The organism is Nocardia speluncae NBRC 108251 (assembly GCF_001613245.1).
Classification (GTDB): domain Bacteria; phylum Actinomycetota; class Actinomycetes; order Mycobacteriales; family Mycobacteriaceae; genus Nocardia; species Nocardia speluncae.
Window position 1 is genome coordinate 101,287 of the sequence record NZ_BDBZ01000009.1, and the last position, 25,971, is coordinate 127,257.

General features: G+C 65.5%; 19 protein-coding genes, 1 tRNA gene and 1 pseudogene. 11 read left to right on the forward strand and 10 right to left on the reverse strand.

Translation table 11 applies throughout. From position 1 onward, the window contains the following. Positions 1–584: 584 nt before the first annotated feature. The 6 genes and pseudogenes from NS6_RS12690 to NS6_RS35810 all read left to right on the forward strand — a co-directional run. Positions 585–2,225 (forward strand): class I SAM-dependent DNA methyltransferase, encoded by a 1,641-nt coding sequence (locus tag NS6_RS12690; RefSeq protein WP_068040921.1) that lies wholly within the window; start codon positions 585–587, stop codon positions 2,223–2,225. Beyond that, positions 2,222–3,442, forward strand: a complete 1,221-nt coding sequence (locus tag NS6_RS12695) for a restriction endonuclease subunit S (RefSeq protein ID WP_084471003.1) — start codon at positions 2,222–2,224, stop codon at positions 3,440–3,442. Before NS6_RS12690 ends, NS6_RS12695 begins: the two co-directional genes overlap by 4 nt. Next, positions 3,439–6,681 carry a type I restriction endonuclease subunit R gene (locus tag NS6_RS12700; RefSeq protein WP_068040926.1) on the forward strand — a complete coding sequence of 1,081 codons (3,243 nt, stop codon included), beginning with the start codon at positions 3,439–3,441 and terminating at the stop codon, positions 6,679–6,681. Before NS6_RS12695 ends, NS6_RS12700 begins: the two co-directional genes overlap by 4 nt. 99 nt (positions 6,682–6,780) lie before the next feature. Continuing rightward, complete coding sequence (locus NS6_RS12705) at positions 6,781–8,148, forward strand: AAA family ATPase (RefSeq protein ID WP_068040928.1); 1,368 nt, start codon at positions 6,781–6,783, stop codon at positions 8,146–8,148. After that, entirely contained in the window at positions 8,148–8,888 is a 741-nt protein-coding gene (locus NS6_RS12710; RefSeq protein ID WP_068040930.1) for an HNH endonuclease family protein, read from the forward strand. The genes NS6_RS12705 and NS6_RS12710 overlap by 1 nt, the downstream gene beginning before the upstream one ends. A 141-nt stretch (positions 8,889–9,029) precedes the next feature. After that, positions 9,030–9,398: pseudogene (locus tag NS6_RS35810) on the forward strand (transposase); the annotation flags it as partial. A 546-nt stretch (positions 9,399–9,944) separates the two neighbouring features. Here the strand turns inward: NS6_RS35810 and NS6_RS12720 are convergent. From NS6_RS12720 to NS6_RS12740, 5 genes are read right to left on the reverse strand one after another with little or no spacing between them, the layout of a single operon-like run. After that, entirely contained in the window at positions 9,945–10,307 is a 363-nt protein-coding gene (locus tag NS6_RS12720; RefSeq protein ID WP_068040932.1) for a hypothetical protein, read from the reverse strand. Further along, positions 10,304–11,155 carry an arylamine N-acetyltransferase family protein gene (locus tag NS6_RS12725; protein ID WP_068040934.1) on the reverse strand — a complete coding sequence of 284 codons (852 nt, stop codon included), beginning with the start codon at positions 11,153–11,155 and terminating at the stop codon, positions 10,304–10,306. The genes NS6_RS12720 and NS6_RS12725 overlap by 4 nt, the downstream gene beginning before the upstream one ends. Then, a complete protein-coding gene (locus NS6_RS12730) occupies positions 11,152–12,024 on the reverse strand; it encodes an NAD(P)-dependent oxidoreductase (RefSeq protein WP_068040936.1) in 873 nt (290 codons plus the stop codon). The genes NS6_RS12725 and NS6_RS12730 overlap by 4 nt, the downstream gene beginning before the upstream one ends. 55 nt (positions 12,025–12,079) lie before the next feature. Continuing rightward, the gene (locus NS6_RS12735; protein ID WP_068040938.1) at positions 12,080–13,483 is read right to left on the reverse strand and encodes an MFS transporter; all 1,404 of its coding nucleotides are present in this window, start codon (positions 13,481–13,483) and stop codon (positions 12,080–12,082) included. Positions 13,484–13,497: 14 nt separating this feature from the next. Beyond that, the gene (locus tag NS6_RS12740; protein ID WP_068040940.1) at positions 13,498–14,070 is read right to left on the reverse strand and encodes an NADPH-dependent FMN reductase; all 573 of its coding nucleotides are present in this window, start codon (positions 14,068–14,070) and stop codon (positions 13,498–13,500) included. Between the two features lie 113 nt (positions 14,071–14,183). On the opposite strand from NS6_RS12740, the gene NS6_RS12745 reads away from it, so the two are divergent. Beyond that, entirely contained in the window at positions 14,184–17,300 is a 3,117-nt protein-coding gene (locus tag NS6_RS12745) for an ATP-binding protein (RefSeq protein WP_068040942.1), read from the forward strand. A gap of 283 nt (positions 17,301–17,583) precedes the next feature. Here NS6_RS12745 and NS6_RS12750 read toward each other — a convergent pair whose 3' ends face one another. Together NS6_RS12750 and NS6_RS34700 are read right to left on the reverse strand one after the other, a co-directional pair. Beyond that, complete coding sequence (locus NS6_RS12750; protein ID WP_068040944.1) at positions 17,584–17,913, reverse strand: hypothetical protein; 330 nt, start codon at positions 17,911–17,913, stop codon at positions 17,584–17,586. A gap of 314 nt (positions 17,914–18,227) precedes the next feature. Next, positions 18,228–18,509 (reverse strand): hypothetical protein, encoded by a 282-nt coding sequence (locus NS6_RS34700; RefSeq protein WP_157112739.1) that lies wholly within the window; start codon positions 18,507–18,509, stop codon positions 18,228–18,230. Here NS6_RS34700 and NS6_RS12755 point away from each other — a divergent pair. Beyond that, a complete protein-coding gene (locus tag NS6_RS12755) occupies positions 18,498–18,920 on the forward strand; it encodes a TerD family protein (protein WP_168443527.1) in 423 nt (140 codons plus the stop codon). The two genes, NS6_RS34700 and NS6_RS12755, sit on opposite strands and share 12 nt — an antisense overlap. A 237-nt stretch (positions 18,921–19,157) precedes the next feature. On the opposite strand, the gene NS6_RS12760 is transcribed toward NS6_RS12755, so the two are convergent. Then, positions 19,158–19,230, reverse strand: a tRNA-Arg gene (locus NS6_RS12760). Positions 19,231–19,311: 81 nt separating this feature from the next. Beyond that, on the reverse strand, positions 19,312–20,772 hold the full coding sequence (locus NS6_RS12765) for a flavin-containing monooxygenase (protein ID WP_068040948.1): 1,461 nt from the start codon (positions 20,770–20,772) through the stop codon (positions 19,312–19,314). A gap of 557 nt (positions 20,773–21,329) precedes the next feature. Between NS6_RS12765 and NS6_RS12770 the strand changes: the two genes are divergently transcribed. After that, complete coding sequence (locus NS6_RS12770; protein ID WP_068040949.1) at positions 21,330–22,967, forward strand: long-chain fatty acid--CoA ligase; 1,638 nt, start codon at positions 21,330–21,332, stop codon at positions 22,965–22,967. Positions 22,968–23,019: 52 nt separating this feature from the next. Here the strand turns inward: NS6_RS12770 and NS6_RS12775 are convergent, their stop codons facing one another. After that, complete coding sequence (locus NS6_RS12775) at positions 23,020–23,412, reverse strand: SCO5389 family protein (RefSeq protein WP_068040951.1); 393 nt, start codon at positions 23,410–23,412, stop codon at positions 23,020–23,022. A 562-nt stretch (positions 23,413–23,974) separates the two neighbouring features. Between NS6_RS12775 and NS6_RS12780 the strand changes: the two genes are divergently transcribed. Beyond that, positions 23,975–24,802 carry a M23 family metallopeptidase gene (locus NS6_RS12780; protein ID WP_068040953.1) on the forward strand — a complete coding sequence of 276 codons (828 nt, stop codon included), beginning with the start codon at positions 23,975–23,977 and terminating at the stop codon, positions 24,800–24,802. 74 nt (positions 24,803–24,876) lie between these two features. After that, a complete protein-coding gene (locus NS6_RS12785) occupies positions 24,877–25,860 on the forward strand; it encodes a LuxR C-terminal-related transcriptional regulator (RefSeq protein ID WP_068041049.1) in 984 nt (327 codons plus the stop codon). Positions 25,861–25,971 lie beyond the last annotated feature (111 nt).

Below are 25,971 nucleotides of genomic sequence, written 5' to 3' on the forward strand. Positions count from 1 at the left end.
CGCCGCTGACTACCGCGGCCGCGGGACTGGTCGTGCGAGAAAGCGCAGCGACAGCCACCATCACGGCAAATCCCGGGGAACCGGGGCCGTCGACGGCCAGCGAGGTCGGGATGGCCGGCAGCATCCAGGGATCATGGTTGCCCTGTTACTCCAGGTCAGGGGGGTCGCCGCGCCTCCCACGGGGACCTTTCGCCCGACGGGCGCAACCCCCGTCCACTGGCATGTTGCTCGCGCAGACGATAATGAAGCGCGTGCGACGGCCCTAGCGTAGCCAGCCGTCCATCAGCAACGCCGCAACAGACTTCTGGAGCCGCAGCCAATGCCACCGTGAGACCTACCGGGCACCTCACCGCTGACGAGGCGCCCGAACTGGAGATAACCCTGACCGAGTTGGAAGGCATGAGGTGCGAGGTGCAACGGCGTCTGGTGAACCTGACTCCAATCGCCGACCACACTCGGAGGGAGGCGTCGACAATGATCTGACATCGCGTCAAGCTACCCAGTCGAGCCTTGCAAGTGATGCCCACCAGACGTAGTGCTGTATTTTCCGCCCTTCGCAGCACGACGAGAGGAGCTACAACGCCGTGCCGCCGCGGAAAAAGAAGGACGTCAAGCCCAAGCCGCTGAAGGCGGTTCTCTGGGAGTCCGCTGACCAGCTACGAGGGACCCTCGACGCTGCCGAGTACAAGCACTTCGTGCTCGGCTTGGTCTTCCTAAAGTACGTCTCAGTGGCTATGGCCGAGAAGAGGGCGCAGCTGGAGTCCGGGCTCAGGGACGGCAGTTTGCTTGCGTCGCTCGGTCTCACGGGGGTTGCCTCCGAGGATCTAATCGTCCAGACGGTGGAGGACCGCAGGCAGTACACGGGTGCTGGGCTCTTCTACGTACCTCCCAATGCTCGCTGGGAAGTGGTGATGGAACGAGCGAGACTGACCCTGGAGGGCGAATCGCTCGGCGAGGTCATCAATGGCGCGATGGACTCCATCGAGAAGGTCAACCCAGCCCTCCGGGGGACCCTTCCGCAGGAGTACAACAGTCCGCGGGTCAACGAAACGACACTGGCTGGCCTCGTCAAGCTCCTCGACCGTCTCGAATTCCAGTCCCAGGTCGGCGAGGATGGGATGCGTGCTGGTGCCCGGGACCTGATGGGCGAGGTGTACGAGTACTTTCTCGCACAGTTTGCACTGGCCGAAGGGCGTAAGGGCGGGGAGTTCTTCACGCCCGAGTCCATAGTCCGCCTCCTCGTCGAGATGTTGGAGCCACAAGAGGGCGAGCGTGTCCTCGACCCAGCGTGCGGTTCGGGCGGCATGTTCGTACAAGCCGAGAAGTTCATCGAAATGCATGAGGGCAACCGCTTCAACATCTCTGTGTACGGCCAGGAGCGCAACCTCACGACGTGGCGACTGGCGAAGATGAACCTCGCCATCCACGGCATCGAGGCCAATCTCGGCGAGGAGCCTGCCGACTCCTTCCACGAGGACCAGCACCCCGAACTGAAGGCCGACGTGGTCCTCGCAAACCCGCCGTTCAACATATCCAACTGGGGTGGTGAGCGGCTCGGCATGGACCCTCGCTGGACGTATGGCGTACCACCGGTGGGCAATGCGAACTTTGCGTGGATCCAACTCATGGTGAACAAATTGCGGCCGGGTGGACGGGCGGGCATCGTACTGGCCAACGGCTCGATGAGCGGCAAGTCGGGGGGCGAGGGCGACATCCGGCGGCGCATGGTTGAGGACGACCTGGTTGCGTGCATGGTGGCGCTGCCGGGACAGTTATTCCGGTCGACTCAGATTCCGGCGTGTCTGTGGTTCCTGGCGGAGGGGAAAGGCACGCGGCATGCGGAGTGGATTAAGGGGCGTGTCGGGGAGGTGCTGTTCATCGACGCAAGCGGGCTCGGCACGATGGAAGAACGCACGCTTCGAGAACTCAAAGCTCCAGACATTGAGCGAGTCGCTTCAACGTTTCGCGCATGGAGGGGAGTCCTTGGGGCGGGAGCATATGCAGACGTCCCGGGGTTCTGTCGGAGCGCGTCGTTGGAAGAGGTGCGGAGCAACGACTTCATCCTGACACCCGGACGCTATGTGGGGGTCGCCGAGGCGGAGCAGGACCCGGATGCGGAGTCTGCGGAGGCGAAGGTAGAACGACTTACGAAGGAACTGTTGCTTCTTTTCGAAGAAGGGGTGCGGCTGGAGGCGGCTGTGCGAGAGCAGGTAGGGAGGCTGTGACGAAGGATCAGCGGCAGTGGACAATAAGGGAACTAGTACTGGCTGGCGAGCTTGAATTTGGCGACGGGTACCGCACGAAACGCTCCGAACTAGGGGCTTCGGGTTTCCCGATCCTCCGAGTGGCGGAGGTGCTCGATGGGAAGATCGCTCCTGTCTACTCTGAGTTCGTCCGGCCGGAGTTTCGATCCGCCATCAGGCAGAAGATTGCACGCCCCGGCGACATTGTGCTCACGACCAAGGGCACCGTGGGCCGTGTAGCCGTGATCCCTGCGCAGTCCGCCGAGTTCTCATACAGCCCACAGGTTTGTTACTTCCGAACTACGGGCGGTAACAGGGTCATCTCTCGATACCTTTACTACTGGCTTCGTAGCGATGAGTTCCGCGTACAGGCCGCCGGCCTGAAGGGGCAGACGGACATGGCCGACTATCTGAACCTTGCAGATATCGGCTCACTTAAGGTCACGCTCCCCGAGCTTCAATCGCAGCGATCCATCACTGAAATCCTCGGCGCGCTCGACGACAAGATTTCCGTCAACGAGCGGATCGCCGAGACTGCGCTCGCGCTTGCCAAGGCACGCATAGAGGCCGTGGAACACGCCGAACCTATGTGTATCGGAGACGTAGCCGACGTTTTCGACGGTCCACACGCCACGCCGCAAAAGACTACCGAGGGACCGTGGTTTCTCAGCATCAGCAGCCTCAAGGGAGGTGTCCTCGATCTGGCCGAATCGGCGCATCTCACGGAGGATGACTTTCCCCGCTGGACTCGACGTGTGCAGCCGAGGGCGGGCGACGTCTTGTTCTCCTACGAGACACGGTTGGGCGAGGCTGCGCTCATGCCTTCTGATGTGCGGGCGAGCCTTGGTCGGCGAATGGGCCTGTTACGCCCCAAACCCGGTGCCGTCAGGAGTGCGCTCCTACTCCATGCCTATCTCAGCCCGCGTTTCCAGGAGGAAATCCGACGGCGCACCGTGCCTGGGGCTACGGTCGACCGGATCCCGCTAAAGGAATTGTCGACGTGGCCAATTTCGCTTCCTGTCGCAGGTGTTCGCGAACAGCTGTCCGCCGCTCTCGAAGCACTGCACGCGTTGATCGATCAGATGACCGTAGAGAACCGCACTCTCGTCGAACTCCGTAACACTCTCCTTCCTCAGTTAGTCACCGGAGAGATCCGTGTCAAAGACGCCGTGCGTGTCGTGGAGGACATTGCGTCATGAGTAGAGAAACCGTTGCCGGGGCAGGGGAGCTCGAGGAGCACCCCTTCTCCGACCATTCGGAGAAGGTTTGGGAAGCGTTCGCTCTAGTTCGGCTAGACGAGGCCGGCTGGCAGCCGATTTCCGGCAAGGACCTTAATCCGAGCAGCGGTCACCGTAAGGACTGGGGTGACCTCGTCCTGTACCCGCGCCTGCGTACCGCCATCGCCACTCGTCACCCCGAACTCCCTTCGTACGCAGTGGAAGAGGCGATCACCGAGCTGCTACGACAGACGCCCGGCAGTGATGTTCGTAAGAACTGGGACTTCTACAAGAAACTCACCGGTGGTCTGAAAGTCAGCTATACGGACTCACTCACCGACAAGAAGCGCAGCGTGACTGTCCGTCCCGTCGATTTCACCGACCCGCACGGAAACGATCTCGTCGCCGCCTCGCAGGTGCGGATACGCGCGGCCAGTGAGCGTGCGTTCGTCTTCGACATCATCCTGTACGTCAATGGACTCCCGCTCTGCGTCGTCGAGTTGAAGAAGGCGAGCGGGCCGGATGACTCCCGCACGGCGTACGACCAGATCCAGAACTACCGGCGCGAACTGAAGGTTGACAGCACCTTCCGAACCGTGTGTCTCGCTGTCGCTTCCGACGGGGTAACCGCCCGCCTCGGCACCCCGTTCACGCCGTGGGAGCATATGGCGCCCTGGCACGCTGAGGATGGGGTTCTGCTGAAGAAGAAGGCCGAACGGGAGGACGGCCGGGCCCTGGGGCGGATGATCGCCGGGGCGCTCGATCCCGACCACTTCCTCGGCCTGATTGCTGGATTCCTCTCCTACTCTGCTGAGGGGACCGGTGGCAGCGTCGACACGGTGAAGCTTGCTAAGGCTCACCAGTACATTGCGGTCAACACGGCCCTCGCCGCCACCGCGTCCGCCGCCGCCACGGACGGCAGAGCAGGTGTCATCTGGCACACGCAGGGGGCCGGTAAGAGCGAGGAGATGCTCTTTTATACGGGCAGGGTGGGCGGGCTCCAAGGTCTGTCCAATCCGACAATCGTCCTAATCACCGACCGGATCGACCTCGACACCCAGCTCTACAGGACGTTCAACCTCAGCCACAGCCTTCGTAGGGCCACCGGTGGTGTCCCGGAAAAGGCTCATAACAGTGGCCAGCTGAAAGATCTCCTCACCCGGCGTGAAGGCAGCGGCGGTGTCATCTTCACGACGCTCCACAAGTTCCGGATCAGCAAGGCGGAGAAGGTCGCCGGTGCCCGGCATCCGCTGTTGTCTGACCGCCGGGACATCATTGTCGTCGTCGACGAGGCGCACCGTAGCCATTATGACTTCGAGGACGGCTTCGCCCGCCATCTACGGGACGCGCTGCCGCACGCCACGTTCATCGCCTTCACCGGCACTCCAATTGATAACCGGACGGGCAACACTGTTGCTGTCTTCGGGCCGACGATCCACACCTACGACCACACGCAGGCAGTTAATGACGGGGCTACCGTCCGAGTCTTCTACGAGCCGATCCTCCACAAGGTGAAGCTTCCTGACGACCAAGACCTGGATGAGATGAACGCTCGGGCCGAGGGGCTGGTCGAGGGGCTGAGTCAGGAAGAACAAGCTCGTGCCCGTGCCCAGTTCGCCACGTTCGAGAGCGTAATCGGTGCACCGGAGCGTATAGCGAAGCTCGCCGATACCCTCCTGTCCCATTGGGACAGCCGCAGCATGGAAATGCTCAAGTTGACGGGTGGGCCCGGCAAGGGGATGGTTGTCTGCTCCTCTCGCAGGATTGCGGCGCGGCTCTTCAACGCCCTCGCGGCTCGTCGGCCCGACTGGGCCGGCGAGCCCGACAAGAAGACCGGGTTGCTGCCCGACAACACTGGAAAGATCCGTGTCGTCTACACCGGCAACCCCGGCAAGGACGACGCTGAGATCGCCCCGTACGTGCGCACACCCGCCAAGATCAAGGACATCCAGACACGGGCCACCGACCCCGACGATGAACTCGAACTCGTCATCGTCCAGTCACTGTGGCTCACAGGATTCGACTCGCCCCCGCTGCACACCCTGTATCTCGACCGCCGGATGCGCGGCGCTGCGCTGATGCAGGCCGTTTCCCGTGTCAACCGCACCTGGGGCGAGAAGCCGTCGGGCCTGGTTGTGGACTTCCTGGGGGTAGCTCAGCACCTCACCAATGCAATAGCCGAATTCACCTCCGACAGCGACGAGAACGAGGAGACCCTCGCCGCGGAAATCTCGGAGGCCGTCAAGGTCGTACGGGAAAAGCACCAGTCGATCACTGAGCTGCTCGAGGACTGCCCATGGCGTGAGGCCCTCGGCTCGGCCGGCTATCAGGAAGCCCTGTATGCCGTTCTGGAGTTTCTTCAGGAGGCCGAGCCCGCACTGCAACCCGGGATGCCAACCCGCCTTCAGCGCTTCATGCACTTCGGCAAGCTGCTGTCCCAAGCTTTCTCTCTGTGTCCTACCCACGAGGGCGTCAAAGATGTACTCGACGATATCCGGTTCTTCGCGTCGGTGCGTGCCTCGCGCGAGAAGTTCGACGTGGATGCCCGGGCCGACCAAGGGCTCGCCACCGCCGCCGACCAGCTCCGCTATATCGAGCAACTCAATGCCGCAGCGGTTGTCGCCGACGGGGTGGTGGATATCTACGACGCGGCAGGTCTCACCAAACCTGATCTTTCCCACCTAGATGAGGAGTTTGTCGCGCAACTGCAGGAGAGTCGCCACCCCAACCTGGCGCTCGAAGCCCTGCGCCGCTCCCTGATGAAGGAGATTCGCGATTCCCACCCAGGCAATATCACCCAGCAGCGCGCCTTCACCGAGCGCATGCAGGAGACGATGAATCGCTACCACAACGGGATGATCACATCCGCCGAGACGATGGATATCCTCGTCGAGTTCGCGCGCGAAGTGTCCGCCGACCGGGTTCGCGCTGCGGAACTCGGCCTGACGGAAGACGAACTGGCCTTCTACGATGCGGTCGCCGCGAACCCCTCTGCTCTGCAAATGGGTGACGACATCCTCCGTCAGATCGCCCAACACTTGTGCCGGTTGGTATCGGAGGATGTAACAGTCGACTGGCGGATCAAGAGCCAGGCTCGTGACAGGATCCGTGCCAAGGTTCAGTTGCTGCTCAACCACTATGGCTATCCACCGGACAATGCGCAGGACGCAATCGACCGAGTGCTGAAGCAGACCGAGGCCAAGGCAGAGGAATGGGCCTGAAGCTCGGCCGGGTGATTCGGTCGCGGTCACCGCTGCATCCGTGTCAGCCTCCCATGAGATGCTGAAACAGCCAATCATCAGTGCTGGACGGAGGAGGAGTTGTACGTAACCGGGGTCGGCTTCTCCAATGTCCGAGGTTTCACCGGAGCGCGCGCGGTAGATGAGCTCCGGCTACCGGCCGATGGTGGCGGCAGCTGGACAGTCATCGCCGGCCGAAATGGTTCGGGAAAGTCGACCTTCCTGCAGGTTCTTGCGCTCACACTGGCCGGCCCTCAAGCGGCTCGAACGCTTGTCCAGGACTTCAGCAGCTGGATCACCACAGGTGAGACCTCAGCCTGGGCACAAGTGAGCGTAAAGCCGGACTATGCCATCGACAGGCTTACCGGCCGGGGCAGACCGCCTGATGGTCCTGTTGTTCTGGGATTGGACTGGACCGCCCCGGAGAGTTCGCCGAGCAGACCCCTCTATGCCACGCCACAACAGCCCCAGCTGGCGCCCTACGACGGCGAGGTCTATGGATGGGGAGGCGCGCCGCGTGGCCCTTGGGCTGACAATCCGCAGGGCTGGTTCTGCGCCGGTTACGGTCCGTTTCGTCGGTTGGCCGGCGGGTCCGGGGAAGCCCAGCGGATGATGCTCGCATCTGGCCCAGCGGGGCGCATGGCTTCCCTTTTCCATGAGGATGCTTCCCTTGCCGAAGGAGTGAGCTGGCTCAAGGAATTGCGGCTGAGAGCGCTTGAGGGGCAGCAGTCGGCGTCCGACCTTCTGGAGACTGTACAGGGGCTGCTCTCCGATGGTTTGCTGCCAGATGGGTATCGCGCGATGAGGGTGAGCTCGGAGGGGCTCTGGGTTTCGCCAGCCAGCGAACCAGATCGCGCGTACCCGCTGCGCGAGATGAGCGACGGCTTTCGAACCGTCACTTCGTTGGTGCTGGATATCGCGAGGCAGCTGCAGAATGCCTACGGGACGATTGACGCGGGCACAGATGACAATGGGCATCCGGTGGTTCAGATGCCCGGGATTGTAATCATCGACGAGGTGGATGCGCACCTTCACGTCACTTGGCAGCGGCGAATCGGAGGCTGGTTGCGCGCCCACTTCCCACGGATCCAGTTCATCGTTACCAGTCACAGCCCGTACATCTGCCAAGCGGCGGACCCTGGCGGCTTGGTTCGACTGCCGGGCCCGGAAGAAGATCGGCCACCTGAAGTCGTCGACGACGCGCTGTACCACCGCATTGTGTACGGCAGCGGGGAAGACGCTGTGCTCTCGGAACTGTTCGGCCTGGAGTCGCCGTACTCCAGCCGTGCTGAAGAACGACGTAGAGACCTGGTACTACTGGAGCGTAAGGTCTTTGCGGGCAAGGCCAATGAGCAGGAAGCCCGAGAATACCGCCAGCTGGCCGCCGAGCTCAGTAGTTCCCGCTCAGCACGAGTGCGCGAGGTGGCAGCCCGACTGGGAAATGATTAATGATTCCGATCGAGAGGCTGCCAGCCACTGAACGGCTGGTCCGGCTGTGCGATAACCGTACGGAACAGATCCAAGAATTAGGGGCAACGAGCAAAGCTGCCAGAGACACATGGCGACTTGCAGTGACGGCAAAAGGCGAGATCCGTACTCTGCTAGAGAAGATGGCGCCAGGAGTGCTGAGGTGCATGTACTGCCTGGACAGTTTCGGTACCGATATCGACCATTTCGAACCGTTGTCACTGACCCCCCTGCGAACTTTCTGCTGGCACAACCACTTGCTGGCCTGCTCCAGGTGTAACAGCAACTTCAAGCGCGAAGACTTTCCCTGTGACGGGGAGACCGGAGAGTGCCTGTTGATCGATCCAAGCGCAGATGACCCGGCCGACCACCTCGAACTGCTTGTGGCAGTTGGTCAATATGAGGGCAAGACCCGCAAAGGCATCGAGAGCATCCGGGTCTTCGGCCTTAACCGTCAGGACCTGATACAAGGGCGCTTCGATGCATATGTCAAGTCATGCGACATACTCACCTCTTGGCACCGCAAAACTCGTAAAGGCGATGTGGCCGGAGCATCCCAGTCTGCGGGCGCCCTGCGTCGTGAGCCCTTCGGCGACGTACTGCGAGCTTTGGAGAGGCTGGCGCGTTTGCCCTACGCCTCTATGGCCCTTGATGAAGAAGTAGCCGAATCATTGGCGGCCTGGATCCGTAACGGTGAACAGCCACGGACAGCTCACAGATAGACGATGTCAAGCTCGTGAATTTGCCGAGTGGCGTGGCCTCGGCCCGATCTCACTGAACCGCCCCGGGTTGGTGCTCACCTTCTTGGGAAGGATGGGCAGCTTACGAAGTACGACGAAGCGACCAAGGCCAAGGCTGCCCGGTTGGTCATCGATCACCGTGACGACTACGACAGCGAGTCGGCCGCGATGCAGGCGGTCGCGGCCCGGTTGGGGATGTCCACCGAGACTCTGCGTAAATGGGTCCGCCAGGCCGGAGTCGACCAGGTGAGGCTGACGGCGGGACGACGGAGGCCGCGCGGACGATCCTCGAGTGGAATGGAAGATCGCCGAGCTGGAACAGACGATCGAGATATCCTCGGCAGCAACATCTTTCTTTGCGCGGGCGAGCGACCCGCGACAGAATTGATCTGTGGATTCATCGCTGAGTATAGGGCTCAGTTCGGGGTCGTTTCGATCTGCCGGGCGCTGACCGCGCACGGATGCAAGATCGCCCCGAGAACGTTCCATGCCTGAGCGTGGCGGGCACCATCGAAGCGATATCTGTGAGCCTCAGTTGTCTGGCGAGGATGGTTGCATTTGCTCGATGTGCGTTCCCATGTTCGATGTGCCCTACTAGAGCCGCGTCTGACCTGGGGTTTCTCAATGCGGTGATTCCGGGATCTTCGCGGAAAATCCTGCTGACCTGCGGAAACGCTGTCGCAGGTTGGTGCCCTCGGCAGGACACACAAAACATGGGCAACTGGAAAACGCCTGGTCATCGTGGGCGTGCACCCAGTCTGACGATTTCGTCGACACCGAGCCGGGGCTATCCCCTGAGGACGCCGACCGGGTATTCGAGCGATTCCACCGAACGGACAGGCTCCTGGATTCGCACAGAGTTCCCATCTCTGCCCGGAGTCCGCGGATCGTATCCGGTCACAGTGCTCATCTCACCGATCTGAAAATGAGGGCCATGGCGGTCACCGCGCCACCGGTGACCGCCCACCGAGCTTCCGGTGCCGACGCCGAGCTGGTGCGTGATCGGATGCCCCGGCGCGGGACTCGGGTCCGGGTGCGCTAGCGCTGGTAGACCTCTACATAGGCGTTGGTAGCCACCGCGAGGATGCCGGGGCCTGCCCCGGTGCAGCCGGCGGTGACGCGATCGCCGGACGGTGTGAAGGGGTAGCTGAGGGTGTGGTACGGGCCCACGGCGTAGAGCGGGAACGGACCGTTGGCGTAGAGGCCGAGGCATTCGACGCGCAGGACGTAGTTGCTGCCGCCGTCGGGTCGGCAGATCGCCGAGGCGCCGAAGAGGTCACGTTCGACGGCACAGTCCCGGGGTGCGGCCTGGGCGGTGCCGGAACCGATGATCGCGACGAAGGCCAGGCCCGAGATACCGGCGGTCGCGAGTCGCGCTGCCGAAACGATGTTCTTCTTCATTGAAGTTCTCCTGTGTCGAGGTGGTTGACGAGCTTCGCCGCATCAGCGGCGTCGGTTTCGATATCGAAGATCTCGGTGAGGAGCCTCGGAACATCGGAAGATCGCACCGTACGGGTCTCGCCGGTGCCGTCGGGGTAGTTGGTGTGCAGGGTGAGACCGTCGAGCATGTGGTGAACCTCTGGGCGGAGGCGCTGTGCGATGGGGCGAGTGGTGAACGGCGAATGCGAGGACGTCGAGACGTAGTAGTTGCCGACGGCCTGGTCGATCGGGTACTGCGGGTTCATCGTGAAAGTGCGACGAGTGAGCCAGCCGTTGCGGGAGAAGTGGCGCAGGGTCCACAAGCCGCCGCCCAGCACATCGGTGTCGCGTTCCAGCGTGAATCGCCATGCACCAGCGGTGAGTTCGCCGTCGACGGGGGCGAGTTCGATCGGTTCCAGCGGTCCGGAGCCGAAACCGACATCACACAACCAGCCTCGTTCGTCATCGGTCGTGGTGACGTGCAGCAGGGCGTGTGTGGCGGGGAGCAGGCGGGTGTCCGCGCCCAGGAAGATCCGTCCGGCCAGGCCGGTGACCCCGAAGCCGAGCCGTTCCAGCACCGCGGCGAACAACGCGCAGTTCTCGAAGCAGTAGCCGCCTCGGCGGTGTCGAACCATTTTGTCCTGCATGGACTCCACGTCCAGCCGGACCGGCCGGCCCAGGATGATCTCGAGGTTCTCGAAAGGGAACGTCGTGGTGTGCCGATAGACCAAATCGCGCAATGTCGCCAGGGTCGGTGCACGCACGCCGGTGAGGCCGATGCGGGCCAGATACGCGTCCAGGTCCAGGTCCGCACCGCGCCAGGTGCTCATGCGCGGCCCGGTCGGCGGCCGAAGTGTTCGACCAGCCGGGAGTAGCTGTCGTCGCCGTGGCCGGCGACCAGGGCGTCGGCCACGAGTCGCCTGGTGTAGGTCGGTAACGCTATATCGATTCCACGGGCCTCGCTTTCTGCGATCACATCGTCGATGGAGGGCAGGTGGTGTTTGAGAGCGCCGAACGGGGTGGCGAATTCGGCGCGGTCGATCTCCCCGGCGAACAGCCCGAACAGCGACGGCAGCGCCGCCAGAGACGGATCCGCCTGTTCGGTGTAGCGGCCGATCGGGATTCCGGCGTCGCGCAGCAGCGCCGCGGCGTGCAGGAACCCGTTCAGCAGACCCCACATGATGTCGTGGAATGCCATTCCGTACAGCAGTGGTACCGCGGGGTCGGTGGACACATGGGTCGCACGTCCGCCGAGTGACCGCAGGACCGGTTCGTACCGGTCGAAGACCTGTCGGGGGCCGCCGAAGAAGATCACCGCGTCCGGCGAGCCGATCGCGGGAGCGATGGTCATGATCTGGCCGTGCAGGTAGTCCGCGCCCAGGCCGGTCACCAGGTCCGCTGCGACCCCGGCCTGTTCGGACGGCCCGTCGGTCAGGTTGACCACGGTACGCCCGGCCAAGGCGGGGCCCGCCGCCCGCAGCAGCTTCTCGGCCACCGCGCCGTCCTGGACGTTGACGAGCACCAGTTCGGCCGCACGCACCGCCGCTTCCGGCGACTGCGCCGGCCGGGCGCCCGCGGCCACCAGCGGCTCGGTTTTCCCGGACGATCTGTTCCAGACGGTGAGCGGGTGCCCGGCGGCCAGCAGGGCGGCGGCCAGCGCGGAACCCATCTCACCCAAACCGAGTAGTGCGATTGTCATGATTCTCCGATCTCGTTGCTTGCACACGACGGTAAAACCTCAACCCTTATTGAGATCAAGAAGGCGAGACGTAGGCGACCTCGGCCGGCACCGCGCGCCGATTGGGCAGCGAGCAGGCCGCGAGCAGGCCGAGGAGGATGAGGGCGGAGGCGACGCCGACCGTGCTGCGCAGACCGTCGGCGGTGGCCGTCGGCAGTGCGTCACCGTCGAGGCCGGTGGTGCCCGCGTTCGCGATGCCGACGAGGACCGCGAGTCCGGCGCCGATGCCGACCTGCATGGCGGTGTTGGCCATCCCGCCCGCCGTGCCCTGTGCCTGTTCGGCGACACCGGTGCCTGCGGCGGCGTACATGGTCGGGTAGACGGTGCCCATCCCGGCGCCGTAGACCAGGATTGCGGCCACGATCGTGCGGTAGGAACCGTCGGCGACCATCCCGGCGGCGAGCAGGGCGCCGCCCACCGCGCCGAGCAGCAGTCCGGCGATCAGCGTGGCGCGGATGCCGATCCGCACGATCAGTCGCTCGGCGACGAAGTTCGCGACCGCGATGACCAGCGATAAGCTCAGGAACACCAGTCCGGTGACCAGCGCGCTGTAGCTCCACACGTTCTGCAGGAACAGCGTGAGGAAGTAGACGATGTTCTGCATGGTCGCACCGAAGACGAAGATCACGGCCAGCACCGGCCCCAGCCCACGAGCCAGCTGCAGCGGCATGAGTGGGCTGTCACTGCGCGATTCGATGACCAGGAACGCGGCCAGCAGCACCACCGCGAGCGCGCCGCCGCCGAGGACCGGCGCCGAGGTCCAGCCGGATTCCGGTCCCTGCGCCACGGTGAACACCAGCAGTGTTGTGCCGAGGGTCCCCGTGAGCGCGCCGGGCACGTCGAACCGGCCCTGGGCGCGCGGACCGTCCGCGCGCAGCAGCGGGAACGCCGCCACCGCGCCGACCACGACCAGCGGTATGTTGATCAAGAACACCGCCTGCCAGCCGAACGCGCTGGTCAGCACGCCGCCGAGCAGAGCGCCGAGGCTGAGACCGCCCGCACCGGCCATCGCCCACACCGCGAGCGCGCGGATGCGCTGTCTGCCCTCCTCGAACATCGTGTTGACCAGCGACAGCGTCGCGGGGAACAGCAGGGCCGCGCCGGCTCCCTGGACAGCGCGGGCGGCGATCAGCGCGAACGTGGTGGTGGCCACGCCGCCCAGCAGCGACGCGATACCGAACACCACCATGCCGAGCACGAACAGCCGCCGCCTGCCGAGCAGGTCCGCGCAGCGTCCGCCCAGCAGTAGCAGGCCGCCGAAGAAGATGGCGTAGGCGCTGACCACCCACTGCATGGAATGCCCGGAGAATCCGATATCGCGGGCGATATCGGGCAGGGCGACGTAGATGATCGTGAAGTCCAGCGAGGTGATCAGGCTGGAGAAGCCGAGCAGGGCGAGTGTTGTGGCGGGACGTCTCATGACGGTGTCCTTGTCTACAGCGGGTAGGGCCGGGCTTCGCGGGCGTCGTGCAGCGCGCGGGCCCACCAGGTGAGCTGGTTGAGCAGCGCGGTGGCGGCGGCGCCCGCGCCCGCGCTGTCGAGCGGCTGACCGGCGTCGTCGAATTTGTTCCAGCACGAGTGGAAGCTGACGGTGTCGCGGATCGCGATGGCGTGCAGTTCGCCGAACACCTGGCGCAGCTGTTCGGCGGCGCGCAGACCGCCGGAGACCCCGCCGTAGCAGACGAACGCGACCGGTTTGGCCTTCCACTCGTCGACGTAGGAGTCGATGGCGGTTTTGAGCGCGGCGGGATAGCCGCGGTTGTATTCGGGCGAGACGATGACGAACGCGTCGGCCCTCGCCAGACGTTTAGACACGGCCGCGACCGTGTCGTCGGGGCGGTCGAGGTCGGCGGGGAGGGGGATCTCGGCGAGGTCGATCAGGTCGAGATCGAGCCCGCCGTGCTCGACGGCGTGACCGTGGAACCAGCGGGCGACCGTCGGCCCGAATCGCTGGGTACGGGTGCTGCCGATGATGATCGCCACGGGCAGGAGGTCGGTTACGGGCATCGGGTCCGCCTTCCGGTCGGGTCGTTGTCGTCACGACCTTCACCCGCGCGGCCTACACCGCTCCTACAGTCGCCCTACACGCCCCGGAAAGCGGGTACGTATCGTCACTGGTCATGCGGTTCGGTGTGCTCGGTCCCTTGACGGTGTGGACGGACCGGGGCGAGCAGGTCACGATCCCGGCCGGGCAGGTGCGCACGGTGCTGGCCGTGCTCCTGATACATCGCGGGCGTTCGGTATCGGCCGATCGGCTCATCGAGGTTCTGTGGCCGCGGCGAGTTCCACGGGATGCGTCGGCGGCGCTGCAGGTGAAGGTCTCGCAATTGCGCAGTGCGCTGGCCGCGGCCGAGCCGGAGGCGCGGGCCCTCGTGGTGTCGGGGCCCGCGGGATACCACCTGGACGTAACAGCCGATGCGGTGGACGCGGGCCGTTTCGAAGATATGCTCGCCCTCGTCGACCTGGACCCCCGGCAGCGGGCCGATACCGTCACCACCGCACTTGAGCTGTGGCGTGGCCCCGCGTTCGCGGAGGTGGCCGACGCGGAGTTCGCGCAGGCCGAGGTCGCCCGGCTGGACGAACTGCGCCTGTCCGCGGTGGAATCCCGGGCCGAGGCGCTGCTCGAGCTCGGCGAATATACCGGGCTGGTCGGCGAATTGGCACCGCTGGTCGCCGAACATCCACTGCGCGAACGCCTGCGCGCCGCGCACCTGTGGGCGCTGTACCGAGCCGGACGGCAGAGTGATGCGCTGGCCGAGTTCACCGATCTGCGCACACGATTGCGCACCGAGCTCGGCGTGGACCCGAGTCCCGAGATCGTTGCCGTGCACCGGGCGATCCTGGCCCAGGACCCGCTGCTCACGCCCCGCTCGGCCACCGCGACGAACCTGCCCGGCCAGCTCACCGAACTGATCGGGCGGGCCGAGGCAGCGCGCGATGTGCGGGCACTGGTCGGCGCGCATCGCTTGGTGACCCTGGTCGGGCCCGGCGGTGTCGGCAAAACGCGCCTGGCGATCGAGGTGGCGCGCACGCTGCTCCCCGCCCGGCCCGACGGCACGTGGTTCGTCGAGCTGGCCGGAATCGAGGAGACCCCCGCCGCGCGCGCGACCGTCGTCGACACCGTGCACGCGGTGCTGGGCATCCGCGACGATATCCGCTCCCCCGCCGGCCCGGTCGACCAGCTGATCAGCGCGTTACGCGGCAAGCGGGTGCTGCTGATCCTCGACAACTGCGAGCACCTGGTGACCGTGGTCGCCGAATTCACCGAGCGGCTGTTGCGCTCGGTTTCCGAACTGTGCGTGCTGGCCACGAGCCGCGAACCACTCGGCGTGGCCGGCGAGGCCGTGTACCCGGTGGCCGCGCTCGAATTACCGCACTCCCCAGTCGATACCGGCCCCGACGCGCTACCGCGGTTCAGCGCCATCCGCCTGTTCACCGCACGCGCGACGGCCGCGGCGCCCGGTTTCACCCTCGATGCGGGAAACGCCGGTGCCGTCGCCACCATCTGTCAACGGCTCGACGGAGTCCCGCTGGCACTCGAGCTGGCGGCCGCCCGGGTGCGGGCGCTCGGCGTGCGAGAACTGGCCGCCCGGATGGACGATCGGTTCGACCTACTGGTCGCCGGCCACCGTGGCGGGCCGAGCCGCCAGCAGACCCTGCGCGCGATGATCGACTGGAGCTGGGAACAACTCGCCGAGCCGGAAAAGATCGTACTGCGCCGGCTTTCGGTGCACGCCGACGGATTCGAGCTGGCGGCGGCGGAGTGCGTCTGCGCGATCGGGGAACTTTCTCGCGCAAGGGTTCTCGATCTGCTCGCCCGGCTGGTGGACCGGTCGCTCGTCGCGACCGCCGACACCGGCGACGGGCCGAGATACCGGCTGCTGGAAACGGTCGCACTGTACTGCTCGGAACGACTGAACGAAGCCGGTGAGTCCGGCCTGGTGCACGAGCTGCGCAACGAGTACTACGCGACGCTGGCCGAACAGGCACGCGACCGGCTACGCGGCGCCGAACAGCGGCGATGGCTCACGTTACTGGACGTCGAATACACGAATATTCGTTCCGCCATCGAAGATTCACTGCGTCGCGGGGATCGTGTCGTCGCGCTTCGGCTGGCGGACGCGATGGCCTGGTACTGGTTCCTGCGCGGCCGCATCGGAGAGGGTGTCCGGCTCCTCGGCACGGCGCTGGCCGCCTCCCACGACGCCGCGCCCGTGCTGTGGGCCCGGGCCAACGGCTGGCGGTCGGCGCTGACGCTGCTCGGCGGCGGCGATACGGACCGTCCGGGATTGGTGCCCGCCGCGCTGGCCGGGTTCGACGATGTGGACGATCCGGCGGGTCGCGCGTACACCGAATGGCTACTCGCCGAAGTGCTGCTCGGCGGCGGCGACCAAGCGGCCAGCGATACGCTGGCACAGCGCGCGCTCGCCGGATTCCGTGCGACCGAGGATCACTGGGGTATCGCCGCGGCCCTGAGCAGCGCCGCGCACCATGCCATGCTGCGCGGCGACCTCCCCGCCATGGCCCGCGACGCCACCGAAAGCGCACGGCTGTTCACCGATCTCGGCGACCGCTGGGGACAGCTGCGCGCCACCGAACTGCTCGCTCGCCGCGCCGAAATCATCGGCGACTACCCCGAAGCCGCCCGCCTGCTCCACGACGGCCTGTGCCGGGCCGAGAAGCTCGGGCTCTGGCCGCAGGTCGCCGATATGCTGTCCGGACTGGGCCGGCTCGCCCTGCTCGCGGGCGATCTGGACCAGGCACGCCGCCTCCACGAACGCGCGCTCGAGCTGTCGGTGAGCCAGGCCCACGAACTCGGCCGGGTCTTCGCCGAGGTCGGCCTCGGCATCGGCGCCCGGCGCGCGGGCCGCCTCGACGACGCCGAACGCCACACCCGCGCGGCCCTGGACTGGAATCGGGAAGTCGGCTACGCACCGGGCCTCGCACACAGCCTCGCCGAACTCGGCTTCATCGCCGAACTGCGCGGCGATCCCGAACAAGCACGCGCACTGCACGAAGAGGGAATCGCGGTAGCCCGCCACACCGGCGACCCTCGCGCCATTGCCCTCGCGCTGGAAGGCCTCGCCGGAGCCGCCGCCCTCGCGGGGGATGTCGAACAGGCGAGAACCTTGCTCGCGGACGCCACCGCGGCACGCGACACCGCGGGAGCGCCACTGCCGGAACAGGAACGCACCGATGTGGACCGCATCGCGGCGGCGATTCGCGCGGCCGAGTGATACGGAGTGCAGCCGAGTTCGCGACTGAAAGCGCACGACGTTGGTTGGGGAAGCTCTCATCTGCGATAAGGACCGATCATGAGCCCTCGCGGTCCGTCGCCTCACCGAAATTCTTGGGATCTCTGTGAGGAGGAGAAATTCCCGCGTTCGGCATGGCCGAATGTCGTCACGGGTACTTCGGGCCCGCTGGCTGGGGCCGGTTCGGGTCGCGATGTCGGTATTGCCGGATTGTGTTGGTTCGTATGCATCACACGAAACTTCGGCGTGGGAGTTGGCTCGGGAGTTACCGCGCGGCCGGAGGCAGAAGCCTCCCGCTGAGGACGGGGCGATCGATGCGGGCATCTTCTTCAGGCACCCCGACGCCGAAGTTCTCTGCAAGCCTGTAGAACAGACCGCGGGACCCCGAGGGGCCGTATTCGTCTTCTTCGGGTCGGGCGTCTAGGGCATGCATCTCGGTGTCGAAGCGGTACGGGTCACTGCCTGTCCGTGCGAAAAGCTCCGTGGTGTCGAGTCCGGTGATGAGGCGGCCGTCCTCGGCGTACCGGAACTCCACTCCCGGTTCCTCCCCGGCGTGCAGTTCCAGAGCCGCGGTTCCGATCGAGGCGCGCAGCACCGGCCCCCGGTCTTCGACGCCTTTCCAACTACCGTGCTCCCACGCCCAGTTGGATCGACCGACTCCAGCTCCTGTCAGAGGTTCCCCGGCAGGGCACACAGCAGGGGCAACTGGAAAGCGCCTGGTCATCACGGATTCTTATCCGGTCTGACGATGCCAGTCCGCTGAACGGGCTGTCCCTGTTGGCCGCGACGTCGGCGGTGTTCCCCCAGTGGGTCGGCGGCATAGCGGCCCATTTCTGCCACGGTGGGTTCCGGTTTGCCGGGAGTGGCAGGCTTCGTACGAAGCCTGGCCGCCCCAGGTGGTCTGGAGGGCTACAACCGGGCGTTCACCGCGATCACGGTGGCGATGGTGGCGGCTGCGGCCGCCACGGTGCTGCTTCCCGCCCACCGCGATACCGCCGACCCCGGCCGGTAGGTGACTTCCGGGCCGGGCCCGGGGCAGGGGTGGGTGCGTGCGTCGAGGAGTTCGCCGAATTCGTTGGCGTAGGTCAGGTGGCGGCGCAGTCGTTCGGCGCTGTCGCGGGTCCGTTCCCGGCACTGCTGTAGGAACTCTCGTGCCCGGGCGTGCTGCTCGTGGTCGGGTTGACCTCCCAAGACGGCTCCGTGCGGCATCTCGGTGACAGTGTCACTGGTGACGGCAAAGGCGACAACGAGGTCGTCTCGATCGATTTCACCCGCGTTCCGGCTGTGGTCGACCGGATCGTCCTGCTGGTCACCTGTCACACGGGGCAGAGCTCCGCCGAAATCGAGAATCCGTTCTACCGGTTGGTGGATGCGCGCGACGGGACCGAACTGCTGCGGCACGACCTGAGCCTGTACGCCGCCAGCGGTTTCGTCCTGGCAGTGCTGGTTCGTGGCGAGCACGGATGGCAGCTACGTGAAATTGCGGACACAGTCAACGCCCAGCATCCAGTGGAGGCAGTGCCCCAGGTTGGGAGGTACCTGGCCTGCGCCGTCACCCATCCGCCCGCCTCCTCGGTGGTGCCGGAGTCCTTGTTCCGGTGAGTGAGTCGGCGGCCGGGGCGGAGTTGTCGATCCGGCAACATCCGTACCGGACGGTAAGTAGCGACGTACCTGTCCAACGTCCGTGGTCAGTACATCTAGTTGCCCTTGTTTTGTGTTTCCTGGAGGATCGAACCAGGGCAACCGTTTGACCTGCATATATGTGGTTCTGTTGATTATTCACAAGCCTGTTGAGGATCAGGAAATCCTGTTGACCTGCGGGAACGCTGTCGCAGATTGTGCCCTCGGCAGGATTCGAACCTGCGACACCCGCTTTAGGAGAGCGGTGCTCTATCCCCTGAGCTACGAGGGCCGGGCCCGGGGGCCGGTGGGCGAGAGTCTACCGGGTGACCCGCTGTGAGGCCGCATCGTACGCCCGGCGGGCCCACAGTAGTCAGGATGCGACCGTGGTTTCGTAGTCGGCGGCGTCGAAGCGGCGGGTTTTCCAGCGGTAGAGGACCGTGGCGCCGGGCCAGTTGTTCGTGATGCGGCCCGAGGCGTTGCGGTACCAGCTGGAGCAGAAGTTCCAGGGGGTGTCCTTCAGGCGTTTTTGTAGCCAGTTGTCCCAGCGCTGTTCGGTTTCCACGCGGGCGGCCAGGCCGCGGCCGGGATGGTGGCGGAGGTGGTCGACGGCTTGGCGGATGTAGCGGGCCTGGGATTCCAGCATGTAGACGATGGAGCCCGAGCCGACGTTCGTGTTCGGGCCGTACATCATGAACAGGTTGGGGAATTTCGGAACCGAGATGCCGAGGTAGGCGCGGGCGCCTTCGGCGGCCCAGGCATCGGAGAGTTTGTGGCCGCCCGTGCCGTAGATGTTCATGGGGGCAAGGAATTCGGTGCCCTTGAAACCGGTGCCGTAGACGATGACGTCGACTTCGTGGTCGATACCGTCGGCGGTCCGCACGCCCGTGGGAGTGATCTCGGTGATCGGGTTGGTCTCCACGGTGACGTTCGGCCGGCCGAGGGCGGGGAAGTAGTCGTTGGAGAACAGGGCACGTTTGCAGCCGGCGGCGTAGTCGGGGGTGAGTTTTGCCCGCAGGATCGGGTCGGGAATCTGCCTGGCGCGGTGGGCTTGCGCCACCTTCAGAACCGGGGCCTGGATGCCTTGCAGATCGGTGAGGGCCAGCGCCATGACCTCGAAGAACATCCACCAGCCGAAGCGTTCGGCCCAGCGAATAGGGGGTAGGTACTTGAATACGGTGTGGTGGCGGGGGGCGTATGCGGCGTCGGCTTTAGGGAGCACCCAGGCGGCGGAGCGCTGGAACAGGGTGAGGTGTTCGGCGATCGGCTGGATACGGGGGATGTACTGGATCGCGCTGGCGCCGGTACCGATACAGGCGACCCGTTTGCCGGTGAGGTCGACGGAGTGGTCCCATTCGGCGGAGTGGAACGCGGGCCCGTCGAAGGTGTCGATACCGGGGATGTTCGGCATGGCGGGGCGAGACAGCTGGCCGACGGCGGAGATCAGCACATCGGCGGTGAGCGGGTCGCCGTCGCGGGTGCAGATCTGCCATTTCGCGGTGGTTTCGTCGTATTCGGCGTCGCTGATCTCGGTGCCGAAGCGGATATAGCGTTCGAGATCGTATTTGCCGACGATCCGGCGCATGTAGTCGTGGATATCGGGCTGCTCGGAGAAACGCCGGGGCCAATCGGAGCGCGGTTCGAAGGACCACGAGTACAGGGGGCTCGGTACGTCGCAGGCCGCGCCGGGGTAGGTGTTCTCGCGCCATACGCCGCCGAGGTCCTGGGCGCGTTCGACGATGGTGAAATCGTCTATCCCGGACCGCAGGAGTTCGAGTCCCATACCGAGCCCACCGAACCCGGCCCCGATGATGATTATCGACGGCGCTGTCATAGTTCGAGCGTAGGTCGGCGAGCGGTCATAGCGAAGGGGAACGAAGGTCAGTGAATCAATATTTCCGGCCATATTTTCGGGCTCGGGCAGCGCTGCGCGTGCATCTGTAAGTGATTCCGGATTTCTGCGCCGAGTGGGTTTGTGTCGGTCATAAAGGGTGGTCGCGCGGCCGGGGCGGCGGTGGATTCATCCCGCCGGTCGGTACACGAATGCGGTGCGTGTCTCGTTTAGATGTCGTTTCGTTATCTGACTTGGCAGCAGGCCGGATTCCCGGCTATCACAGGTGAGTGCTCGGCGGCGATGGCGCAGTGCCGGTGGCCCGCAGGGGGCGTCGCGGGCGCTGCGTCTCATCCCGTACCGTCGCGTCACACCCTCCTTCGTGCTGACCAGGTCGTCGGCTACTTCTCTCGGTTTCGCCCGAGCTTCCCCATGTCCGGCTACTCCACGGTAGTCTCCGGCGGTGTGATGTGAGTCATGCCCACTTCTGTGTCTCACCGACCAGGGCCGGGCTCATATCGCATGCCTGCCGCCACCCAGATCAGTAAGGGGTAGTTCCGATGTTGAGCACCATGATGGACGACCAGCTCTCGCTGGCGACGCTGCTGCGCTACGCGTCCACCTTCGTCGGCGATTCCACGGTGTCCACCTGGACCGGCGACGGAGTGCGCACCATGACCTACCGCGAGGTCGGTGCCGATTCGGCCCGGTTGGCCAATGCGCTCACCGATCTCGGTATCGGGCTAGGCGACCGGGTCGGCACCTTCATGTGGAACAACAACGAACATCTGGTCGCCTATATCGCCATTCCCGCGATGGGGTCGGTGTTGCACGCCCTCAATATCCGGCTCTCGCCCGAACAGCTGATCTATGTCGCCAACCATGCCGAAGACCAGGTGGTACTGGTCGACGGCAGTCTGGTGCCGATGTTCGGGCAGTACCTGCCGCAACTGAAAACCGTCCGGCATGTGATCGTGGTCAACGGCGACACCGCGGCGGTGCCCGCGGTCGACGGGGTCACCGTGCACGACTACGCCGACCTACTCGCGAAATACCCCGACACCTTCGATTTCCCGGTTGTCGACGAACGGACGGCGGCCGCGATGTGCTACACCTCCGGCACCACCGGCGAACCGAAGGGCGTGGTGTATTCGCATCGCTCCAATTGGCTGCACTCCATGCAGGCCACCACCCCCGCCGCCATGGGGTTGCGGATCGACGACACCGTGCTCGGAATTGTGCCGATGTTCCACGCCAATGCCTGGGGGCTGCCGTACGCGGCGCTGATGACCGGCGCGAATGTTCTGATGCCGGACCGTTTCCTGCAGCCGGGGCCGCTGCTGGAGATGATGGCCGCTGTCAAGCCGACGTTTGCCGCGGCCGTACCGACCATCTGGGGTGGTGTGCTCGCCGCACTGGCGGCACAACCGCAGGACATCACCCATCTGCGTGCCGTGGTGGTGGGCGGTTCGGCCGCGCCGCCGTCGATGATGAAGGCCTTCGAGGAGAAGCACGGGGTGCGGGTGGTGCACGCCTGGGGAATGACCGAAACGTCACCGCTCGGCAGCCTGGCGCATCCGCCGAACGGCGTGAGCGAGGAGGAGGCATGGACGTACCGGGTCACCCAGGGGCGGTTTCCGGCCGCCGTGCAGGCGCGGCTGGTCGGCGACGACGGATCGGTGGTGCCCAATGACGGGAAATCCCTGGGTGAGCTGGAGGTGCGCGGACCGTGGATCACCGGCTCCTATTACTCACCCGACGGGGCGGCCGTGGATCCGGGCAAATTCGACGACGGCTGGCTGCGCACCGGCGATGTCGGCAAGGTCACCCCGAACGGCTATCTCACACTGGTGGATCGATCCAAGGATGTGATCAAGTCCGGTGGCGAGTGGATCTCCTCGGTGGACCTGGAGAACGCGGTGATGGGTCATCCTGCCGTTGCCGAGGCGGCGGTCATCGGTATTCCGGACGAAAAATGGGATGAGCGACCGCTGGCGGCGATCGTGGTGGCCGAGGGCGCTTCGGTGCGGCCGGAGGAATTGCGTGAGTTCTTGTCGTCGCGGTTCGCGAAATGGCAGCTGCCCGAGTACTGGACCTTTGTCGAGGAGGTGCCCAAGACCAGCGTCGGCAAATTCGACAAGAAGCGGCTGCGGGCGCGGCACGCCGACGGTGAACTGGATGTGACCACGGTGCGCTGAGCTCCGGGAAAATACGGTCCCCGGCGCGAGATCGCGCCGGGGACCTGTGTTCTCAGCAGTTGCGCAGTTCCGGGCTCTGGTTGAGCAACTGGTTGCGTGGGCTGATGAACCGGCTGTATGTATCACCGCCGACGGCCGCGAGCGGGAACGCCGCGACGCGATGGCAGTTCTGGAACGCCAGTTTCACGCCGAAATGCCGTTCCAGCCCGCCCCGGATGGCATCGGAGGCCAGGGCGCGCAGCAGTTGGCCCCGTGCGGTCTCGTCCGGCGGGGCTACTTCGTTATCGGCGAATTCCGCGGTGCCGGTCTGCAGTTCACCGGCGACGCGGCTGACGACCTCCCAGGCGTAGGGCAGTGAGGTGCGGACGCATTCGACGAATTCGGCGTCGGTGATCTCGCCGCTTTCGGCGCGTTCCAGTAGGGCGGTGGGGACATCTAAGGACACGGCGACCTCCTGAGGTCAACTGGTCTGTGCGACAGGTGATGCGGAAACCCGCGGCAGATCTGCCGGACCGAGTCTAATCGAAATCGGTTGTCAATAACAGGGGGTTGCGAATGAAAGATGTTCGGTGGTTGTCGTTTTGGCTCTCGCCCTACCGGTCCGTCGTCTCCGGGGTGTGGCCTCGGTGGCCGACCGGGCCGGCGCGGGGGTGAAGCGGCCGGGGTGCTGTAGGGCTTCGGCGGAGTGGCCGGGAGCAGCCGGGTGGCCGCGGTAGTGGTGCCGGGCCCGGTTCGCCGGCGGCCGGTTCGCAACCGGTCAGGTAACGGAAAATTCGCGCGATCGTGACCGTTTCACACCGGCGTATCGGGCCTCTGACCGGCCCTTTTCGGGTGAAGGTTGCGATATGATCACGGGGCGGTAGAGTTACCGTCACAACGGATGCCTAAACGTTACGTTTACCGGGCTCGAGTCTGGGTCCGCACGTGAGGCATTCGTGAACATGTTGACCGGATAGCGAGGACGGACAGTGGCGCACCATCGATCAGGCACCGGTTCCATAACCGTTATGAGCCTCATCGGCGACGAGGTCCGCGTGCGGCCGCATCGTCACCGGGCCGGAACCACCGCTGTCGAGAAGGTTCGGACGGCGGCCGGAGCCGCTGTCGCGGCGGGTGCGATCATCGGGACGGCCTCGCAGGTCGCGCCGGCGCTGGCCTACGCCGCCCCGATGCTTCCGGGAGGCGGTGAAAAGGAGGCCGTCGAAGCCGAACCCGCGCCCCCCGTCGCGGAGGAGATCGCACAGCCCGCCGAACAGGCCGCGGAGGCGGACATCGCCGCTCCGGCACCGGCTCCCGTTCGGGCCGCCGAGGTCGCGGCCCCGGCGCCTGTCGCCGCGCCCTTCGGGTTGAGCAACCTTCCGGTCGAGGTCGCCGCGCCGCTGGCCCATGCCGAACAGACCCTGAAACAGCTGCACCAGCAGTTCGCTCCCGCGCCGGTCGTGCGTCCGGTAGCGGGGACGGTGAGCTCCAATTACGGCAGTCGCTGGGGCGCCATGCACTACGGTATCGATTTCTCCGATGCACTGGGCGCGCCGATCAAATCGGTCGCCGATGGCACAGTGATCGAGGCCGGGCCGGCCTCCGGCTTCGGTATGTGGGTCCGTGTCCTGCACGACGACGGCACCACCGGCGTCTACGGCCACGTCAACGATATCTATGTCGCAGAAGGGCAGCGGGTGCGGGCGGGCGAGGTGATCGCCACCGTCGGTAACCGCGGCCAATCCACCGGTCCGCATCTGCACCTCGAGATCTGGGACCAGGGTGGGAGCAAAATCGATCCGATGACATGGATGGCTTCCAAGGGGGTGCCACTGGAGTGGGGACCCTCGCACTGAGTTCCTCGAGCTCTCTCGACCGTCCGATCCTCACCGGCCCCACAGGGCTGCAAGGAGACCTACGAATCCCCGGCGTGACCGAACTGGCGGAAATCTTCGAACCCGACTCGATCCACGGACGCGTCTACGCCACCCTGGTGCAGCGGCCACGGTCCGGTACCGCCGATATCGCGCGGCATACCGGCCTGTCCGACTCCGCCGTCGAAACGGCTCTGGACGAATTGTCCGAGCTGCGCGCGGTACTCCGGGTGGTCGATACCGACGGCACACCGCGATGGGATGCGCATGCCCCGGAATCGCTGTCGGAGGCCGAAGCTCGCCGGCGCCGGCAACAGATCAGCACCATGCACGCCGCCGCGGCCCGGCTCAGCGAAACGTTCCGGTCGGTGCGTCGTGCCCAGGGCTGGAACGGCACGGTGGTTCCCGTATTCGAACGGGCCGAGCTGCTCGCGGATTTCGAGGCCCTGCACGCGAACGCGGCGTCCGGCGTGAAAATGGTCGAGCGCAGTCCGCATCTCAGCGATGCCGAACGCGATAGCCGGATCACCGATCTCAAACAGGCCCGGATGGCCGAAGGCGTGCGGTACCGGATCCTCTACCAGGACACGATCTACCAGGATGCGGACCGGCTGCGGCATACGCTGGCCACCAACGCCCGCGGGGCGCAGGCCCGCACGCTGCCCGATCCGCCGTTCAAGCTGATCGTCGCCGACGACGAACGTGCCAGCCTCGTCCTGCACGCCGACGAACGCCGGCCCGATCCGATGGCATTGCGGATCAGCGGGTCACCGCTGCTGGATCTGCTGGTTCGCAGTTTCGATGTGCTGTGGACAATGTCGGCGCCCATCTCGGTGCAGCCGGCCGCCGACGAACTCGACGAACGCGACCGGGCCATTCTCACGATGATGAGCATGGGCGCGACCGACGATACGATCGCGCGCCGGCTCGGGATGTCGCGACGCACGGTGGTCCGGCGGACCGCGCGGCTGCTCGAACGGCTCGGCGCGAGTACCCGGTTCCAGGCCGGGGTGCAGGCGATTCGCCGCGGCTGGCTGTGAACTGATCGCAAGTCCGGTCCGGCCGATATGATGGCCGCACCGCGCACGGCCCGGGCACACCGGTTCTCCGACGTACGGGCACGCGGGGGCCGGATCCGGGTTCGATGCGAG